The organism is Virgibacillus sediminis, from assembly GCF_042643265.1.
GTDB lineage: Bacteria > Bacillota > Bacilli > Bacillales > Amphibacillaceae > Virgibacillus_O > Virgibacillus_O sediminis.
Window position 1 is genome coordinate 1 of sequence record NZ_JBHRRZ010000034.1, and the last position, 16,706, is coordinate 16,706.

The 16,706-nt window shown below is 43.5% G+C and carries 22 protein-coding genes and 1 rRNA gene; 4 read left to right on the forward strand and 19 right to left on the reverse strand.

Going from position 1 to position 16,706, the window contains the following annotated elements; translation table 11 throughout:
• Window positions 1–97 (reverse strand): 16S ribosomal RNA (locus ACFODW_RS12970); the annotation flags it as partial.
• A gap of 411 nt (window positions 98–508) precedes the next feature.
• Window positions 509–730, reverse strand: a complete 222-nt coding sequence (locus ACFODW_RS12975; RefSeq protein WP_390307265.1) for a hypothetical protein — start codon at window positions 728–730, stop codon at window positions 509–511.
• Between the two features lie 302 nt (window positions 731–1,032).
• Between ACFODW_RS12975 and pdaB the strand changes: the two genes are divergently transcribed.
• Window positions 1,033–1,791 carry a polysaccharide deacetylase family sporulation protein PdaB gene (gene pdaB, locus ACFODW_RS12980; RefSeq protein WP_390307124.1) on the forward strand — a complete coding sequence of 253 codons (759 nt, stop codon included), beginning with the start codon at window positions 1,033–1,035 and terminating at the stop codon, window positions 1,789–1,791.
• 54 nt (window positions 1,792–1,845) lie between these two features.
• On the opposite strand, the gene ACFODW_RS12985 is transcribed toward pdaB, so the two are convergent.
• On the reverse strand, window positions 1,846–2,454 hold the full coding sequence (locus tag ACFODW_RS12985) for a KinB-signaling pathway activation protein (protein WP_390307126.1): 609 nt from the start codon (window positions 2,452–2,454) through the stop codon (window positions 1,846–1,848).
• A gap of 158 nt (window positions 2,455–2,612) precedes the next feature.
• Here ACFODW_RS12985 and gerD point away from each other — a divergent pair, with 158 nt between their 5' ends.
• Window positions 2,613–3,254 carry a spore germination lipoprotein GerD gene (gene gerD / locus ACFODW_RS12990; RefSeq protein ID WP_390307128.1) on the forward strand — a complete coding sequence of 214 codons (642 nt, stop codon included), beginning with the start codon at window positions 2,613–2,615 and terminating at the stop codon, window positions 3,252–3,254.
• Between the two features lie 74 nt (window positions 3,255–3,328).
• Here gerD and ACFODW_RS12995 read toward each other — a convergent pair whose 3' ends face one another.
• Window positions 3,329–4,387: an Mrp/NBP35 family ATP-binding protein gene (locus ACFODW_RS12995; RefSeq protein ID WP_390307130.1), complete on the reverse strand. Its 1,059-nt coding sequence runs from the start codon at window positions 4,385–4,387 to the stop codon at window positions 3,329–3,331.
• Window positions 4,388–4,482: 95 nt separating this feature from the next.
• A complete protein-coding gene (gene cwlD, locus ACFODW_RS13000) occupies window positions 4,483–5,196 on the reverse strand; it encodes an N-acetylmuramoyl-L-alanine amidase CwlD (RefSeq protein WP_390307133.1) in 714 nt (237 codons plus the stop codon).
• Between the two features lie 146 nt (window positions 5,197–5,342).
• Here cwlD and ACFODW_RS13005 point away from each other — a divergent pair, with 146 nt between their 5' ends.
• On the forward strand, window positions 5,343–5,795 hold the full coding sequence (locus ACFODW_RS13005; protein WP_390307135.1) for a DUF948 domain-containing protein: 453 nt from the start codon (window positions 5,343–5,345) through the stop codon (window positions 5,793–5,795).
• A gap of 40 nt (window positions 5,796–5,835) precedes the next feature.
• Here ACFODW_RS13005 and ACFODW_RS13010 read toward each other — a convergent pair whose 3' ends face one another.
• From ACFODW_RS13010 to ACFODW_RS13020, 3 genes are read right to left on the reverse strand one after another with little or no spacing between them, the layout of a single operon-like run.
• Window positions 5,836–6,072, reverse strand: a complete 237-nt coding sequence (locus ACFODW_RS13010) for a hypothetical protein (protein ID WP_390307137.1) — start codon at window positions 6,070–6,072, stop codon at window positions 5,836–5,838.
• Window positions 6,062–6,511: a DUF948 domain-containing protein gene (locus ACFODW_RS13015; RefSeq protein ID WP_390307139.1), complete on the reverse strand. Its 450-nt coding sequence runs from the start codon at window positions 6,509–6,511 to the stop codon at window positions 6,062–6,064. Before ACFODW_RS13015 ends, ACFODW_RS13010 begins: the two co-directional genes overlap by 11 nt.
• Window positions 6,508–7,023: a DUF948 domain-containing protein gene (locus tag ACFODW_RS13020; protein ID WP_390307141.1), complete on the reverse strand. Its 516-nt coding sequence runs from the start codon at window positions 7,021–7,023 to the stop codon at window positions 6,508–6,510. The genes ACFODW_RS13015 and ACFODW_RS13020 overlap by 4 nt, the downstream gene beginning before the upstream one ends.
• Window positions 7,024–7,166: 143 nt before the next feature.
• On the opposite strand from ACFODW_RS13020, the gene ACFODW_RS13025 reads away from it, so the two are divergent.
• The gene (locus ACFODW_RS13025) at window positions 7,167–8,018 is read left to right on the forward strand and encodes a YihY/virulence factor BrkB family protein (RefSeq protein ID WP_390307143.1); all 852 of its coding nucleotides are present in this window, start codon (window positions 7,167–7,169) and stop codon (window positions 8,016–8,018) included.
• 38 nt (window positions 8,019–8,056) lie between these two features.
• Here ACFODW_RS13025 and ACFODW_RS13030 read toward each other — a convergent pair whose 3' ends face one another.
• From ACFODW_RS13030 to rpsK, 11 genes are all read right to left on the reverse strand, one after another.
• Window positions 8,057–9,298 (reverse strand): efflux RND transporter periplasmic adaptor subunit, encoded by a 1,242-nt coding sequence (locus ACFODW_RS13030; RefSeq protein WP_390307145.1) that lies wholly within the window; start codon window positions 9,296–9,298, stop codon window positions 8,057–8,059.
• Window positions 9,298–9,972, reverse strand: coding sequence for a hypothetical protein (locus ACFODW_RS13035; protein WP_390307147.1), 675 nt, complete (start codon window positions 9,970–9,972; stop codon window positions 9,298–9,300). The genes ACFODW_RS13030 and ACFODW_RS13035 overlap by 1 nt, the downstream gene beginning before the upstream one ends.
• 256 nt (window positions 9,973–10,228) lie before the next feature.
• Complete coding sequence (gene rpsI / locus ACFODW_RS13040) at window positions 10,229–10,621, reverse strand: 30S ribosomal protein S9 (RefSeq protein WP_390307149.1); 393 nt, start codon at window positions 10,619–10,621, stop codon at window positions 10,229–10,231.
• 19 nt (window positions 10,622–10,640) lie between these two features.
• The gene (gene rplM, locus ACFODW_RS13045; protein ID WP_390307151.1) at window positions 10,641–11,078 is read right to left on the reverse strand and encodes a 50S ribosomal protein L13; all 438 of its coding nucleotides are present in this window, start codon (window positions 11,076–11,078) and stop codon (window positions 10,641–10,643) included.
• A gap of 137 nt (window positions 11,079–11,215) precedes the next feature.
• Window positions 11,216–11,983: a tRNA pseudouridine(38-40) synthase TruA gene (gene truA / locus ACFODW_RS13050; RefSeq protein WP_390307153.1), complete on the reverse strand. Its 768-nt coding sequence runs from the start codon at window positions 11,981–11,983 to the stop codon at window positions 11,216–11,218.
• A 65-nt stretch (window positions 11,984–12,048) separates the two neighbouring features.
• The gene (locus ACFODW_RS13055) at window positions 12,049–12,852 is read right to left on the reverse strand and encodes an energy-coupling factor transporter transmembrane component T family protein (protein WP_390307155.1); all 804 of its coding nucleotides are present in this window, start codon (window positions 12,850–12,852) and stop codon (window positions 12,049–12,051) included.
• Window positions 12,845–13,717 (reverse strand): energy-coupling factor ABC transporter ATP-binding protein, encoded by an 873-nt coding sequence (locus ACFODW_RS13060; RefSeq protein WP_390307157.1) that lies wholly within the window; start codon window positions 13,715–13,717, stop codon window positions 12,845–12,847. Before ACFODW_RS13060 ends, ACFODW_RS13055 begins: the two co-directional genes overlap by 8 nt.
• A complete protein-coding gene (locus ACFODW_RS13065; RefSeq protein WP_390307159.1) occupies window positions 13,693–14,535 on the reverse strand; it encodes an energy-coupling factor ABC transporter ATP-binding protein in 843 nt (280 codons plus the stop codon). Before ACFODW_RS13065 ends, ACFODW_RS13060 begins: the two co-directional genes overlap by 25 nt.
• A 194-nt stretch (window positions 14,536–14,729) precedes the next feature.
• Window positions 14,730–15,083, reverse strand: a complete 354-nt coding sequence (gene rplQ, locus ACFODW_RS13070) for a 50S ribosomal protein L17 (RefSeq protein ID WP_390307161.1) — start codon at window positions 15,081–15,083, stop codon at window positions 14,730–14,732.
• Between the two features lie 79 nt (window positions 15,084–15,162).
• Window positions 15,163–16,107: a DNA-directed RNA polymerase subunit alpha gene (locus ACFODW_RS13075; protein ID WP_390307164.1), complete on the reverse strand. Its 945-nt coding sequence runs from the start codon at window positions 16,105–16,107 to the stop codon at window positions 15,163–15,165.
• A 203-nt stretch (window positions 16,108–16,310) separates the two neighbouring features.
• A complete protein-coding gene (gene rpsK, locus ACFODW_RS13080; RefSeq protein ID WP_390272640.1) occupies window positions 16,311–16,700 on the reverse strand; it encodes a 30S ribosomal protein S11 in 390 nt (129 codons plus the stop codon).
• Window positions 16,701–16,706: the final 6 nt, after the last annotated feature.

Below are 16,706 nucleotides of genomic sequence, written 5' to 3' on the forward strand. Positions count from 1 at the left end.
ACCCCCGAAGGGGATCTACCTGCTTCCCGCGCTCGACTTGCATGTATTAGGCACGCCGCCAGCGTTCGTCCTGAGCCAAGATCAAACTCTCCAAAAAAGTTTGGGCAAGATTGACACCAATCAACCCCACCGAATGTCTTAGCTTTTGCAGAAGCAATGCTTCTGCTTGTTTATAAGAAAAAACGAGTTGTTTCTTCTTGACATACTGGTTGTTTTGTTCAGTTTTCAAAGATCGATGTTTTGTCGTTTTTCGCGACAAGATATAATTTATCATGTTTACCGTTTGCTGTCAACAGTTTTTTATGAAAAATTATCGTCTTGTTTTGCCGAACTGTGTTTCTGTCGGCGACAAAAACTAATATAGCATATATGAAAAACTTACGCAAGGGGAGAAGTGACATTTTTTTATAAAATCGATCATAACTTATCGACACACCCCCCTCCTAACAGATTAAAAACCCCCAGATGACTGCGGATAAAGCCAGTACGGAGGTTTTATGTGCTATCGTTATTGATTTTCACTGCGCTTAGGCATGTATTTTATACATTCCTGTTCGCTTGCCACTCTCCGAAACAATTGAAAAAGGATTTGATATCTCTCCCTCATCGCTCTCTTCACCATATGGTCAATTCGGTGATCTTCCAAATCCATTAATAATTCTTCCAATTCCCTTCTGAGAAGATATTCAATCTCCTTCTGCTCCATTTCATTTACAAGTAAACCTAACATTTTCATTCACCTATCTTTCCTCTACTTATCCGTGTAGTTATTCTATATGCCTCTAAAGTTCTTTGAGCGATCTATATCACATAATTCGTCACTGTTAAAAATTTTGTCGGTCTTTTTGTGAATTTATGTCAGAAGAACTCATTTTCCGGCCGGTATGGTTACTATTCCCTGTTTCCCTTACTTTTCATCCACATTTTCTGCATTTTTTCCAATTTGTTTCAGCAGTTCCCGTTTCCCTCGTTCTACTCTTTAAAGTGATGCATAGAATACTTTTAAGCAGGACAAGTATAGGAGGGTAGCAATTGCAGCATTTTTATGTTTGGAAACTCAACAAGTGGAAACGCTGGTCGGTAGTCGTTCTATTCGCATTCTTCACCGCTACATTTGTCTGGTTTGAAAGAGATGGTTCATTTTCTGTATTTTCCGGTGAAGAACCAACAGCAATAGCAAAAGGTAATGCCAACTTGCCGGACATTGCCCTGACTTTCAATATAAGCTGGGGAGAGGAAAAAGTGTTCGACATACTGGAAAAGCTCAAAGAAGAAGAGACACAGGCTACTTTCTTTCTAAGTGGGGAGTGGGCTGAACGCCATCCGGATATTGTAGAAAGAATCAACGATGGAGATCATGAAATAGGTATGCTTGGATACCGGTACAAAAGCTATATGGACCAGGAGCCCGAGGAAGTGAGACAGGATTTGATAAAAGCAAAGGAAGCTTTTGAAAAAATGGGACTGGAAAATACGAAGCTGCTTCGGCCGCCTAGCGGGCATTTCAATAAAGAAATTATAGAGATGGCAAAACAAATGGATTTCGAGGTGGTCCACTGGAATATAAACACGCATGACTGGAAGAACCCCGGCACTGAAAAAATAGTGGATACGGTAATGAAGGAAACTTCAAATGGGGACATTATTTTAATGCATGCATCGGATTCAGCTAAACAGACAGCAGACGCTCTGGAAATCATACTGCCAGGTTTAAAAACGAAGGAGTTCCAATTTGTGACCATGTCCGAACTCATCGAACAAGCTCACTCTGAAGCTGAACTGGTAGAGTAACAAAGGATTTCTCGCCTAGCAAAAACTGGCGGACATAAAGTCCGCCAGTTTTTTTCACGCCTTTCCGGCGGTTGATTTACTGTCTCCTTGAATACGATGCAATACAAGTAGCTGATAGGTATTACAGGCCAATAACGGAAAGATCATTAAAATAGCATAGTCAATGCCTTCCACCTGCATTCCTGGTATCCATTCTATAGTAGTCATTACCACCATAAGAAATAATGCTGGAATAAATGCGCGTTGATTTGTTTCGCTTGCCTTGATTTTAGCAATAATCCATCCATAGCCAAGAATGGCCCCAGCCATTAGGATAAACCAGTACAAAGCTACCCCATCAGTTGCGCGATAAGGAAAATATATAAGATCGAACACAACAAAAGCGATCAACAACACCTGGACAGTAGGCCAATATATCCGGAACAGTGAAAGGCCGAACCGGTTAATAAACAGATAAGCAAAGAAGCCTGTTTGACTGACTGCAGCAAAGACAAAGCCAATTCCGAGAAAGAAGATGACCAATCCTAATAACTCAAACGCATCGAACGGACTGAGGTAACGGGCATAATCCTCCGCTTTTACAAAAAAGCTTGTAATGAGCCCCACTACACCTCCGAGCAAAAATGTTCTAAAAAGGAACCCCACTAACTTGCGACTATTCAAACCTGTTTCCTCCTAATTTTATATCAAATATTCCTAAGATGCCCATCTTCATGCACAATTGGTATTTTATCATGTGTGCAGCTTTTTTTCCTTAAAAGCATTGCATAATTTAGAATTTGTTCACGCATATTAAGAGTATAAAGGAAGGAGAAATTCCCATGAAGCACATATCCATTATGATTGCTCTAGGATTTTCCTTCATTTTGTTAGCTGCCTGCGGCGGCCAGACCGCTTCGGGTAATGAAGGAGAATATGACACCACAAAAAAGATGGTTGTTGATATACTACAGACAGAAGATGGGAAGAAAGCAATTCAGGAAATAATGGCCGATGAAGAAATGAAAAAGGAACTTGTCATCGAGTCTGATGTAGTGAAGAAGGCTGTAAATGAGACGCTTGCAGGTGAAAAAGGTGCTGAGATGTGGAAAAAGCTGTTTGAAGACCCCAAATTTGTGGAGGGTTATGCGAAGTCCATGGAAGAGCAACACCAGAAAATGATGAAAAAACTAATGAATGACGCTGACTACAAGGAAAAAATGCTTGAATTGCTCCAAGACCCCCAGATGACCGACCAAATGCTCAATGTTTTAAAAAGCCAAGAATTTAAATCTCATTTAGAAAAGACGATCCAAGAAACATTGGAAACTCCTACCTTCCAGGCGAAGATTCAGGAAATCCTTCTTAAGGCCGCTGAAAAGCAAGGCGGCGGTGGACAGCAAGGTGGCGGTCAAGGCGGAGACGGCGGCGGCGGTGGCCAATCCGGTGGGGGCGGGGGCGGCAGTGGTGGCAGCGGCCAATAGTTGCCATCGCCACTACGTGAGTAATTGCCCTTGCACCAAGAAAAGGGCGCCTGCTAGGGACGCCCTTTTCCTGTTTATTCTTCCATTTTAGCCACAACTTTAGAAGCAATCTTATGATACTCTTTCCCAATTGGGTGATCTTCCTGATAAATGGATGGTGCAAAGACATCCTCTTCCTCGTAAGGCTGCTGAAGAGGCAGTTGTCCGAGCACCTTCGTACTGAGGGCTTCTGCAAGCTTCTCTCCCCCGCCTTTTCCAAATACATACTCTTTCTCTCCTGTAGATTCGCTTTGGAAATAAGCCATATTCTCCACTACACCCAAAATTTCATGTTCTGTCTTCAATGCCATCTGTCCTGCGCGGGCAGCGACAAATGCTGCAGTCGGATGGGGTGTTGTTACAATGATTTCCTTGCTTGTTGGAAGAAGTTCGTGAACATCCATTGCTATATCACCTGTGCCTGGCGGCAGGTCAAGTAAAAGATAATCCAGATCTCCCCACTCCACTTCAGAGAAGAAGCTGTTCAGCATTTTCCCCAGCATAGGCCCACGCCAGATAATCGGAGAGTTATCTTCCACAAAAAATCCCATAGATATGACCTTTACTCCAAACCGCTCCACTGGGATGAGTTTCTTTCCACGTACCGCCGGGCGGTTTTCCACTCCCATCATATCTGGTACACTGAATCCATATATATCTGCATCAATTATTCCGACTTTCTTCCCGAGACGCATGAGGCTTATTGCAAGATTGACTGTTACGGTTGATTTACCGACGCCGCCCTTCCCGCTTGCCACTGTGATGAATTTGGTGTCTTTACTGCCTCCAAGCAGCGTAGATTCTTTTTCTTCGTCTGCAGCACTCTGGAACTTTTTAATTACTTCGTCCGGCAATTGTTCAAAGCGGAGACCGACAGTGGAAGCGCCATTTTTCTTAAGGATTCCGACAATTTCCTGCTGAAGTTTCATTTGCTCCGCAGTATTCGTTTTTGCAATCCCTGCTTTTACACTGACATGCTTCTTTTCTTCTTTTATCGTTACATCTTTTACAGCATCCAATTCCTTAAAGGTTCTATGTAAAAACGGATCTTTTACCGGATTTAGAAGTTCGATAACTTCTTCTTTTGTTAACATTCGTCACCATCCCTTTCTAGCTAATGTCCCTCTTTTCGCTAGTATAACACAAATTACCCAGTTTCTAAGTGATTTGAATTGGAATGATGGCGGTTTCAACCTTCTTCGGGGAGGTCTTCCGTAACATAGCGCAGTATCCCCTCATATATGCTGGCTGCCATCCCCTGCTGATAATCGTCCTTCTTCAATAAGTCCCGCTCTTCTGGATTGGATAAAAATCCAATTTCCACTAATGCTCCAGGAACTTCAGCATGCTTGAGAAGATAGACTCCATTGATTGCCAAAGCCTCCCTGCTGGTGTTTTCCATATTTCGAATAATCTCCTCCTGAATCATTACAGCCAAATGCTTATTCTCACGGGACTCCGGGTAGTAGAAGGTTTGCGCCCCCCTCCATTTGCTGGATGCAAGGGCATTTAAATGAAGGGTAATAAAAAGATCTGGTTCTTTTTCATGTATAAAATTAAGACGGGCACGGATGTCTTCCGCTTTCCTCCGTGATAGCCCCTGTGTATCATCCGCGGCGAGATCCTTGTCTTCCTCCCTGGTAAGATACACCACAGCCCCGGCCTGCTGAAGGAAATTCTGCAGCTTCTTCGCCACCGCTAAAGATATATCCTTTTCCAGGGTGTCATCACTGCCCACAGCCCCGCCGTCCACCCCTCCATGACCAGGGTCGATTACTATGGTTTTGCCAGCGAGCGGCATGGTCCAAGCAGCTTCATCTGTATTCTGAATAGGAAACTGAACCAAAGCCACTAATAGCACAACCCCTAAAACCCATAACAGATACGTTTTAATATTCTTCATGGCCTCTCGCCCCTTGTCCATCTGCTTTTAAAAATATATGGATCTGGTTAAGAAAATATGACCTGTGTCCAATACTTGGGACGTTTATTTCTCATAAATTAGTGGTATCATTAAAGAAATGAACCAGAGTGAAAGGAGAGAATAGTATGGATTGGCTTGGAATTGGAGTCATTATTATTGGAATAGCACTGCTCGTATTGGTTATCCTGCTTATCAAGCCTTTGAATAAGTTATCAGGTGTATTGGAGAATCTGCAGAAGACAACGGACGACCTGCCCGAGACAGTAACCAATCTTACCGCACAAACTAAAGAGGCACTGAGCACGAGTACAGATACGCTGCATCACGTAAACAACCAAGTAAAGGAACTTAGCCCTATCTTCTACATAGTGGGAGATGCAGGACGGGCCACCAACCAATTATCTAACTCCATGGTGAATGCGGTAACCAAAATGGAATCAAAAACACAGGATGCAAGCAATCTGTCCTACCGTAAGAACCTGGAAGGTATATATGGAGCACTGACACTCGGGTATATACTATTCCAGAAAAGAAATGAATTTTCGGCTCCTAGAAAAGGATCAGCTGATGTAAGGTAAAAAAATATTCCTTGCCGTCGTACACGGCAAGGAATATTTTTTAGGTGTCAATGTGTGTTTGGACATCCTGTTTAATTGCTTGAATCTGGTTTGCTCTCCTCCAGCCATCTTCATATAATTTCTGATCGAAGTGCCTGACTTTCTCCAGGAGCGTGCGGTGTTCCTCCAGCTTTTTTCTCCGGGAAAGGTTCCTGTTGAACCCCCATCCGATTGCAGCTCCTGCACATGCAATAGCCGCCAATGAGAGCTTATTGCTAGTGTCGGCTTTATTGTCCATCCTTAGAGGCTCCTTCACTTTTCGCTCTTCTCCCTTTTTGAAGCAGGTAATACCCCAAGGCAAAGGATCCATAAAGACCGCCAAGATTATTCTTTCCAGAAATGCCACTTGCCTCTTCTGTTTTGTTTTTCATGGTTTCGGTCATGTCTACAAGTGAGGAAGAGAGCTTCCGGGTGGCATCCCCCATATCCCCTGCCATCTCGAAAAAAGGTGTGAGCTGCTTCATTTTTTCATTAACATCTGCCAAGGTATTATTACTCTCACTGATTAGGACTCCTGTTTCCTTCATTACGTCATCCAGCTGATCCGGTAATCTGTCAACGGTTTTTTCAACACCTTTCAACATTCCGGCCATATGCTGTAATGTGTTTGCAAGAAAAATCGCCAATATCAAAAATGCGATGCCGATTAATAAAACACCAATCCCCGTTAATGTCATGGTCTATCTCCTTTCCTTGTCTGCACTGCCGGAAGATGCCCGGCTCTGTGCTCTTGAGCTTTTAACTCATTCTCCCCTTGAGGCATGAGTTCATTCTTTACCGGCTTTGTTTTCACCCACTTGGAATAAAGATGGGAACCTGCTTCCGCCCATTTTATTCCTTCTACAAATGGCCAAACCTCTGCCTTAAACTCTGCTTCAGACATGCCAGCGCGTTGCTGCTGGTAAGCATGGCTGAATGACTGGGCGGAGAGCCCTAGTTCTTCCAGACTGTCAAAAAGACTGTCGGTCGATTTCATTTTAACTCCCATGTCATCTACAATCTTGTCTGTCCCGCGGAGGGTTTCCTTTAGCTGCGGGGTAATATGCGCAATTTCTTTCTCTACTTTTCCAAACGTTCTACCAAGAGAGTCCAGGACGTCTGCGGTACGTTTTAAAACCAGGCAGATATACGCTACAGCGATTGCAAATGCGATGGAACATAATAAGATTCCTAAATATACTACTCCCATATCTGTACCTCCCTTAAAAGCATTATACCACCAGTAGTTGGAAATAAAACGTTTTAAGCCTTCCAGTACTGACGATTAGATTATGACACACTTGGGTAAAGGATAACAAAACAAAACAATATTACACTACTGGAGGAAGTAACATGTCGAAACTGAAGAACTTTGCAAAAGAATTGATGGGCAGATTTAAAGAGGATAATATTCCTTTACTGGCTGCCTCCCAGGCGTATTACTATCTTTTGTCTATATTTCCGCTTCTAATCGTAGGATTCACCATTCTCCCGTACCTTAATATCCAGCCGCAGCAAGCCGTTGATTTTATCGGAAACATACTTCCATCTGAAATTGCCTCGGTTTTGCAAGAGAATGTTATAAGCCTTGTTGAAACCCCGCGCGGTGGACTTTTAACCGTCGGTATCATCGGTGCTTTATGGTCTGCATCTAATGCCGTGAACGCATTTATAAAAGCTTCTAATGAAGCATATGAAGTGGAGGAGACCCGCAATTTTATTGTTGTACGCTTGATTGCCCTCGGGTTGACTCTCGGCATGATTATTTCCATTGCCGTAGCCTTCCTGCTGCCCATATTCGGCAATGTCATTATTAATTTTGTAGAATCTATCATCGGTCTGCCACCTGGAACCAGTCTAATGCTGCAGGCAGTGCGCTGGGGCATAAGTATCATAGTATTAACCAGCATACTTTTAGTACTTTATCATGTTGCTCCTAACAAGAAACTTCCATTCAAGCATATATTGCCAGGTGCACTGACAGCAAGTATTCTCTGGCAATTGATATCCCTAGGATTTTCGTTCTATGTAAGCAACTTTGGTAATTACTCGGCTACTTACGGCAGCCTTGGCGGTATTATCATTCTAATGATTTGGTTTTTCCTGACAGGCCTAATCCTTATGACAGGCGCCGTGATAAATGTTCTCTATCACAATAGACAGGTAGCCTGGGACACAGAGAAACAGCAGGCATCAAATATATAGAATAAAGGGGATGCAAACTGGCATCCCCTTTTACATGCTTATCTGGCTATCATGCCGGTGATTATATTCTCTCCCCAGTCACCCCCCCTGAATATACTTCTCCAAGGTACTTCTTTGGCCCTGAGCGGAGTGATGAATACAGCACCGTCACGGAATTGGCCCGTCGGTGATTGTGCGACCCACTCACCGGGCTCTATCCCGCTCTTAATTTCATACATAAAATCCTCATATATTCCTGTATCGACTGCTTGCTGCTGGAGGATGCCATTCTCTGCCATTTTCCACACTGCTCCATCATATACCGCCTCTTCATATACGGCGGTGGCTCCCAATGATTCTTCCAGCGTTATTGCCATGCCGGTGTGGTAGCCGGGCAACAGTCCCTCTTCTTCCGTATATTCACTTAAAGAAACTTGGAATGGATAGCTGCTCTCCCCTTCTACAAGAACAGAGTCTGGTGAATCACTCACTTGAGTAATTTCCCCCTCTATTAATGTATCTGTAGTTTTTATACTTACTTCGACAGGCATACCTGCTTCAACTTCAGCACGTTCTTCCTCCGAAAGTTTCCCCTCAGCTCTCAATTGTATATTTTCTATGGTGATGACCGGATCAGCTAATGATTCGGATATCGACTGAACCCTTCCCTCATAAGAGCTCTCGACTACTACAGTATTACCAGTCTCCTGTAATTCGGCAAGCGACGATTCTATACTTTCCAATTGTGCCGTCTTCTGAGAAAGTTCTTTTTCCTTTTCAATCAAATATTCCTCTTTCATCAGCTCAGCTTCTGCAGGATCTGCGGATTGTACCGAAGCCTCCTCGACAGGTTCAGGGGCTAAAGGAGATGAGAGGGCCGCCTCTGTTGATTCTGACTGGGTGCTTGGTATCTGGTATTGCTCCATTTGTGCAATCGCCTCTTCAATGGCTGCGATTTCACCTCGCAGTGTCTCTGCATTCTGGGTAAGCTCGGCTTCTGCTTCTGCATAATTATCTGCTTCATACGCGAAAAGCGGGTCACCCTGCTGAACCAGTGTACCTTCTTCCACAAAGAACTCCTGGAAAGAACCAAGGCTATCATCAAAATAGACCATCCACTCTTCTGCAGGCTCCAATACACCAGGCTTATGCAATAATTCAGCCATATCCGTCTCCATTGCAGGCGACCATTCACTGATATACGCCTTCTGTTCTACCTTGCCTTCATCGTCTAAAGCTACCAATAGAACATTCACCACTAGAAACAATACAGCAACAAGCAGTACCACCTGTTTCTTCATCATTCAAACCACCCGCTTAAGATAAATGTATCAGAGTATGAAAACAATGCCGCCATACACCAGTACAAAATATGTAGTATAAAGACATTTGCCCACAGCCATTTTTTGCTAATGGCTGCCATCGTGCTCAGGAATTTAACCTGAAACCACATGATCCATAACTGGAAAAGGGAAATCGCACCGAAGAAAAAGATCAGCCATGCATTGTCTGTAAAGTAAGAAGCTATGATGCCAAAAGAGAAAGGTGATACATACCAATCAAGGCCGCTTAATAGCATGAGCGGTATCCATGTCAATCGTTCTACCAGCATTACCAGCAAAACTGCCTGCTGCATAACCAAAAGCTTTTTGTATGGTATATTTGTCAATAAATGAAACAATAGGGATGGCACAAATAACACAAATGCAGACAATAACAGAGCATATAGGAGCCGCCCTATAATAAAACCAGCTTTTGTGATTTCATATTGTATAGCGGACATAGATGCCGCATTTCTGGAGATCAAGTCACTCCCCATCCCGAGATAGGACATCCATCCATAAACCAATAAACTCAATAAAACAATTAATAATGTCGTTTTCCATAAATTATGTATCTTCTCTGCTTTTCGGATTCGGAAGAGATGATCTTCCATCGAGAAGAAGATTTTAAATAAACTTCCATAATAAGACATTCAGCTACATTCCCTCTTTTTCATTGTTATAATTTTAATACTTATCTAATTTTAACGCACCTTTCGATAAAATTCTAACATCTTCTTCCACAATTAGCCCCTCCACTTTTCTCTAACTCCCTCTTTCCCTAAAAGTCTCAGCAAGAAACTACCTATTGTAAAAAAATGAAATATTTCCCTCAATCTGGTAATAAATGCTCTGCATATAAAAAAACTCCCATTCCTGTATGGAAAGGGAGTTTTTTGTGTAAGCATATTAACGTTTTGAGAACTGTGGTGCACGACGCGCTTTCTTGAGACCGTATTTTTTACGCTCTTTCATACGTGCATCACGAGTCAAGTAGCCTTCAGATTTTAGGGAACCGCGGTATTCCGGATCTGCTTCCAGAAGAGCTCTAGCGATTCCGTGGCGGATAGCACCAGCTTGGCCAGTAAATCCTCCACCATGAACGTTTATGATAACGTCATAAGTTCCTTCTGTTTCTGTGGCAGCCAATGGCTGGTTCAGAATAAGAAGTTGTGTTTCATATGGGAAGTAGTCTTTTGCCTCACGGCCATTAATAGTAACATTCCCTGTTCCAGGTACTAAACGTACACGTGCAGTTGATTTTTTACGGCGTCCTGTGCCATAGTATTGTACTTGAGCCAATTGATTTACCTCCTTTTAATTACCCGCGAAGCTCGTAAACTTCTGGTTTTTGTGCTTGATGATTGTGTTCAGAACCTCTGAATACATGAAGCTTCTTACCCATTTTGCGGCCTAACGGGCCTTTTGGAAGCATACCTTTGATAGCAAGTTCCAGCATTTGTTCCGGGTATTTTGTACGCATTTCATTGGCACTGCGTTCTTTCAAACCGCCAGGATGGTTGGTATGACGGTAGTATTTTTTATCTGTAAGCTTCTTGCCTGTCAGTTCAATCTTCTCTGCATTGATGATGATCACATGATCACCAGTGTCAGCATGTGGTGTGTAGGTTGGCTTATGTTTACCGCGAAGGACAGAAGCGATTTCACTTGCCAGACGGCCTAGACGCTTGCCTTCCGCATCCACAACAAACCATTTGCGTTCAATATTGTTTTCATTCGCCATGAAAGTTGTGCGCATGATTGTTTTCCCTCCAAATTATCAATAATTCGATTCAAAGTTTATATTCTCAACATAATTAGTTTCCGGGGCTAATCATGGTTTAGAAATAAAATGCCATAAATCATCATATACCAGAAAGCGGTCTATGTCAAGGGTTAGAGGGGATTTTCCTCCCTGTTCCCTTTATAAATTACATCCCACAGATATAGCCCCTGCGGAGGGGCTGTTTCCCCTGCAAACTTGCGGTCGGTTTTTTCTATAATAGATTGTATCTCTTCCGGTTTTTTTCTGCCTTGGCCAACATCCAGCAGAGTTCCTACCATTATTCTGACCATATTATATAAAAATCCGTTACCGCGGAAAATAAATTCGATGTACCCATCCCTTTCTATGCAGGAAGCATGGTAGATTGTCCTCACTTTACTTCCTTTTGTTGTCGCTTTTGCGGAAGAAAAGGAAGTAAAATCATGAGATCCTTCAAAGTAACGGCACGCTTCCTGCATGGATTGGAGATTAAGGCGATAAGGAAAGTGAAAGACATAATTTCGGCGGAACACGTTTGGCTCTTCCGAATTATTGACATAATATCGATACTCTTTTTCCTTTACGTCAAAGCGGGAATGGAACGAGGAAGAAACCTCTGCACTCCGTTTTATATGAATATCTCCAGGCAGCAGACTGTTCAAGGCCTTTTTCCATTTTTCTTCAGGTATTCCATAAGAAGTTTCAAAATGGAAGACCTGGCAGAATGCATGAACCCCGGCGTCTGTCCTGCCGGATGCATGGACCCCTATCTGTTTTCCTTTGTGTATTTTCGCTAAGGCCTTTTCCAATTCTCCTTGCACAGTCCGTTGATTCGGCTGCGTTTGATAACCGGAAAAACGGGACCCATCATAGGTGACAATACATTTGATTTTTCTCATTCAACAAGCCCTCTCTCAGATGATGTGTCGAACGGCTGCAGCGATCAGAGAGTCCTAAGATGTTTCTAAGAGTAGCTTCTAGTAAGAAACAAGCCTATAACCACCGCAGCAAATAACAGAATGACCCATATATCCCGTGGCTCTATTTTCAGTTCACGTAGCTTGGTACGTCCCTCCCCGCCTTGATAGCCTCTGGCTTCCATGGCCATCGCCAGCTCCTCCGCTCGCTTAAATGCACTAACAAACAAAGGAACGAGCAATGGAACGACAGCCTTGGCCCGATCCTTAATGGTCCCGGAACGGAAATCGACGCCCCTGGAAGCTTGTGCTTTTGAAATCTTTTCCGTTTCCTGCATAAGCGTAGGTATAAAACGGAGGGAAATGGACATCATCAACGCGAGCTCATGTACCGGGAATTTCACTTTCTTCAAGGGGGCAAGCAGTTCTTCCACAGCGTCTGTGATTTCAATTGGGGTGGTAGTAAGCGTCAAGAGAGAAGTAACTAAAATGAGCAGGAAAAACCTCATGGAGATGGCAAACCCTTGAACGACTCCCCCTGTATAAAATTCAAATACCCAGAAGTCAAAAAATACTTCGCCTTCCCTTGTAACAAATAAGTGCAGGATGAAAGTGAAAACAATTAAGAACCAGACAGGTGTCAGACCCTTCAACACAAAGCGAACTGGGACTTTTGACACCAGCATACTGGCTAGAGCAAAACCAGTGATAATTGTATAACTTGCCACAGTGTTCGCAAAGAAAACAATCAACACATAAAAGAAGATCAGCGTGATTTTAGTACGGGGATCCAGACGATGGACAAGAGAATTCCCTGGGACATACTGACCAATGATTAAGGAATTATTCATAAGGCTCCCCCTTTTGGAGGATATCCTTGATGACGGCAGCCAGTTCCTTCATAGATTGTCTCCGAAATGGGATGCTTACTCCCAACTTACTTTCCAGTTCGCCCATGAACTGGACGATTTCAGGTACATCCAGTTGAACTGCTTGCAGCTCTTCTTTCCTGGTAAAGACCTCTTCCGGCTTGCCTTCCATGAATTTGCGGCCTTTATTCAAGATAATCACATGGTCCGCATATTGGAGTGCATCCTCCATACTGTGAGTGACAAGGACGGTGGTAAGCTGCTGCTCTTTATGCAGCTGGTGAAACATCTCCATAATTTCCTTTTGTCCCCGGGGGTCAAGACCTGCTGTTGGCTCGTCCAATACCAAGACTTCCGGTTTAACAGCCAAAACGCCGGCGATGGCAACCCTTCTCATTTGCCCCCCGCTAAGGTCAAACGGGGACCGTTCCAGAATTTCCTCCTGCAGGCCGACAGCTGGAAGAATTTGTTTTATACGCTGTGAAATTTCCGACTCATCCACTCCAAAATTCTGTGGGCCAAATGCAATGTCTTTTCTCACCGATTCTTCAAATAACTGATGCTCTGGGTACTGAAAAACAATTCCAACTCTGCTGCGTAATTTCATTATATCCTCGGGCTTTTCCTCTTTTGTAAGACGGAAGCCCCCAACATTGACCATTCCTTTGCTTGGTCTAATCAAGCCATTCAGGTGCTGTAAAAGGGTAGACTTTCCGGAGCCAGTATGACCAATGACTGCAACAAACGATCCCGATGGAATATGGAAAGAAAGGCTGTCGATTGCTCGATGTTCGAAAGGGGTATTTTCTTGGTAGATATAGCTTACGTTCTTGAATGCAATGTCCATAAATCCTCCAATAACTCTTCGTGGTTTAGCGGACCTTTCCGGGCAACCGGAACACCAGCAAGCTGCAGTTCATCTGCCAAAATAGCCGCAAAGGGAACATCCAAGCCTATACTCCGCAATTCCTCTTTCTTCTCGAAGATCTCTCGAGGGGCGGCTTCCTGCCATACTTCTCCCTCATTCATCACAATTACACGGTCGGCCTGGACTACTTCTTGAAGATCATGGGTTATTGTAATGAGAGACAAGTCATTCCTTTGCCGAACCTCAGAAACGGTTTCCATAATTTCCCCTCTTCCATGGGGGTCGAGCATCGCAGTAGCCTCGTCCAAAATCATAACCCTGGGAGAGATGGCTAATACGCTCGCAATCGCTACCCTTTGTTTCTGGCCACCTGATAATCGATGCGGCTCGGTCAAAAGATAATCCTGCATTCCGACAGCTTTCAGGTTGGTTTCTATTTTCTCTATCATTGTTTTTCTGTCAAACCCTCTGTTTTCCATCCCGAATGCAACATCATCCTGAACCGTAGTGCCCACAAATTGGTTATCGGGATTTTGAAAAACCATGCCTACTTCCTTGCGAATCTCCCAGACTGAATCCTGATTTACTTCCATACCATTTATTAGAATCTGGCCCTCTTGCGGGTATAGAAGGCCATTCAACAGCTTGGCAATGGTCGACTTTCCAGAGCCATTATGGCCAATAATTGCCACCCACTCATTTTTATAAATATCGAATGAACAGTTTTTCAATACCCAGGGTTGTTCCTCACTATAACGGAAAGATACATCGCGAAACTCAATCAGTTTTTCACTCATTCTCTGCTCCCCCTCCTGCCCCTAGATCAGGCCCAAATGGATGATGCAAAATCCATATCACGGTAAAAACCCAACCTATATCATTTCCTCCCAAAGGAAGTGGACAGCATCTTTCACTTCTCTATCTCTACAAAAAAAGGGCTTGGATTCACCTCATGAAGAGATTCAGTCCTGCCCTTGACGCATATTGTAGATTAAACTAGTTCAATAATTGCCATTTTTGCCCCGTCTCCTTGGCGCTCACCAAGTTTAAGAACACGGGTGTAACCGCCTTGGCGGTCTTCATAGCGTGCAGCAACGTCGTTGAAAAGCTTCTGGAGAACTGTTTCATCTTCGTTAGCTTCCTGATTATACAGAAATGCTGCAGCTTGACGGCGTGCGTGAAGATCCCCACGCTTGCCTAGTGTAATCATTTTCTCTACCACCGAGCTAAGTTCCTTCGCTTTTGCCTCAGTTGTTTCCAAACGCTCATGGATGATAAGGTCAGAAGCAAGATTGCGAAGAAGAGCCAAACGGTGATCTGTTGTACGTCCTAATTTTCTAGCCATGGACTATCCCTCCCTTTCTAGTTGCTTGGGCATTGAAGAATAAATGAATTTGAAGTTTAATCAGTATTCTACAAGCTGATTAATCATCATCCCGCAGACCGAGACCAAGATCATTAAGTTTAACCTTTACTTCCTCTAATGATTTACGGCCAAGATTACGGACTTTCATCATATCTTCTTCCGATTTATTTGCAAGCTCTTGAACTGTATTGATTCCGGCACGTTTCAAGCAGTTATAAGATCTAACGGACAGATCAAGTTCTTCGATAGTCATTTCCATAACTTTCTCTTTTTGATCTTCCTCTTTTTCGACCATGATTTCGGCCTTTTGAGCTTCATCCGTCAACCCTACAAATATATTAAGATGTTCTGTAAAGACTTTAGCTCCTAAAGAAACTGCTTCCTCAGGGCGAATGCTTCCGTCTGTCCAGACATCCAATGTCAACTTATCGTAGTTTGCGACTTGTCCTACGCGTGTGTTTTCAACTTGGAAAGTTGAACGCGAGACCGGGGTGAAAATTGAATCAACCGGAATTACGCCAATAGGCTGTTCATCCCTTTTATTCTCTTCCGCCGGACGGTAGCCACGACCACGTTCCGCGGTGATTTTCATATGCAAGTTAGCTTTTGAATTCAACGTAGCAATATGAAGGTCAGGATTTAAAACTTCCACATCACTATCATAAGTTAAATCAGCAGCCGTAACTTTCCCTTCCCCCTGTACATCGATCTCCAACGTCTTCTCATCATCAGAGTAAATCTTCAGGGCCAGTTTCTTCAGGTTCAAAATAACCGTTGTGACATCTTCAACAACACCTTCAATTGTTGAAAATTCATGCAGTGCTCCATCGATTTGAACTGATGTAACAGCAGCACCTGGAAGTGAGGATAAGAGGATACGACGCAAGGAGTTTCCTAGAGTGGTACCATATCCACGTTCGAGCGGTTCGACTACGAATTTACCGAATGTAGCATCATCGCTGACTTCTACCGTTTCAATTTTTGGTTTTTCAATTTCGATCATTCAATAAAACCCTCCTTCAAAACGTCGAAACCCCGGTTAGACATTTGTCTAACCGAAATTCCTCAAATAGGCAGTTGGCGTTTCTGCGCTACCTGCATTTCTTTTGCACTTTGTTGTCCGGATGCTATGTGCATAGGTCTTGCCCTATGCTTTCAGCCATCATAACCCATTATAGACAGGGTGACAAATTATATACGGTACAATTATACACGACGACGTTTTGGCGGGCGGCAACCATTGTGAGGTACTGGTGTAACATCCATAATTGCAGTGACTTCCAAACCTGCAGCTTGTAGAGAACGGATCGCTGCTTCACGACCGGCTCCTGGACCTTTAACCGTTACTTCCAATGTTTTCATGCCATTATCGATTGCTGTTTTTGCAGCTGTTTCTGCAGCCATTTGAGCAGCAAATGGAGTGGATTTACGGGAACCTTTGAAACCAAGTGCCCCTGCAGAACTCCAGCCGATGGAATTACCCTGCTTATCCGTAATAGTAACAATTGTATTGTTGAAGGTAGAACGGATATGAGCAATACCAGATTCAATATTCTTTTTCACACGACGCTTACGTGTATTAGTTCTACGTGCCATTGATTA

What these genes read in the sequence shown, in the direction of transcription:
- ACFODW_RS12975 (WP_390307265.1), bottom strand. Translation starts at nt 730, where the DNA reads ATGTTAGGTTTACTTGTAAATGAAATGGAGCAGAAGGAGATTGAATAT.
- gerD (WP_390307128.1), top strand. Translation starts at nt 2,613, where the DNA reads ATGAAGCACATATCCATTATGATTGCTCTAGGATTTTCCTTCATTTTG.
- ACFODW_RS12995 (WP_390307130.1), bottom strand. Translation starts at nt 4,387, where the DNA reads ATGTTAACAAAAGAAGAAGTTATCGAACTTCTAAATCCGGTAAAAGAT.
- cwlD (WP_390307133.1), bottom strand. Translation starts at nt 5,196, where the DNA reads ATGAAGAATATTAAAACGTATCTGTTATGGGTTTTAGGGGTTGTGCTA.
- ACFODW_RS13005 (WP_390307135.1), top strand. Translation starts at nt 5,343, where the DNA reads ATGGATTGGCTTGGAATTGGAGTCATTATTATTGGAATAGCACTGCTC.
- ACFODW_RS13010 (WP_390307137.1), bottom strand. Translation starts at nt 6,072, where the DNA reads ATGGACAATAAAGCCGACACTAGCAATAAGCTCTCATTGGCGGCTATT.
- ACFODW_RS13015 (WP_390307139.1), bottom strand. Translation starts at nt 6,511, where the DNA reads ATGACATTAACGGGGATTGGTGTTTTATTAATCGGCATCGCATTTTTG.
- ACFODW_RS13020 (WP_390307141.1), bottom strand. Translation starts at nt 7,023, where the DNA reads ATGGGAGTAGTATATTTAGGAATCTTATTATGTTCCATCGCATTTGCA.
- ACFODW_RS13025 (WP_390307143.1), top strand. Translation starts at nt 7,167, where the DNA reads ATGTCGAAACTGAAGAACTTTGCAAAAGAATTGATGGGCAGATTTAAA.
- ACFODW_RS13030 (WP_390307145.1), bottom strand. Translation starts at nt 9,298, where the DNA reads ATGAAGAAACAGGTGGTACTGCTTGTTGCTGTATTGTTTCTAGTGGTG.
- ACFODW_RS13035 (WP_390307147.1), bottom strand. Translation starts at nt 9,972, where the DNA reads ATGTCTTATTATGGAAGTTTATTTAAAATCTTCTTCTCGATGGAAGAT.
- rplM (WP_390307151.1), bottom strand. Translation starts at nt 11,078, where the DNA reads ATGCGCACAACTTTCATGGCGAATGAAAACAATATTGAACGCAAATGG.
- truA (WP_390307153.1), bottom strand. Translation starts at nt 11,983, where the DNA reads ATGAGAAAAATCAAATGTATTGTCACCTATGATGGGTCCCGTTTTTCC.
- ACFODW_RS13055 (WP_390307155.1), bottom strand. Translation starts at nt 12,852, where the DNA reads ATGAATAATTCCTTAATCATTGGTCAGTATGTCCCAGGGAATTCTCTT.
- ACFODW_RS13060 (WP_390307157.1), bottom strand. Translation starts at nt 13,717, where the DNA reads ATGGACATTGCATTCAAGAACGTAAGCTATATCTACCAAGAAAATACC.
- ACFODW_RS13065 (WP_390307159.1), bottom strand. Translation starts at nt 14,535, where the DNA reads ATGAGTGAAAAACTGATTGAGTTTCGCGATGTATCTTTCCGTTATAGT.
- rplQ (WP_390307161.1), bottom strand. Translation starts at nt 15,083, where the DNA reads ATGGCTAGAAAATTAGGACGTACAACAGATCACCGTTTGGCTCTTCTT.
- ACFODW_RS13075 (WP_390307164.1), bottom strand. Translation starts at nt 16,107, where the DNA reads ATGATCGAAATTGAAAAACCAAAAATTGAAACGGTAGAAGTCAGCGAT.
- rpsK (WP_390272640.1), bottom strand. Translation starts at nt 16,700, where the DNA reads ATGGCACGTAGAACTAATACACGTAAGCGTCGTGTGAAAAAGAATATT.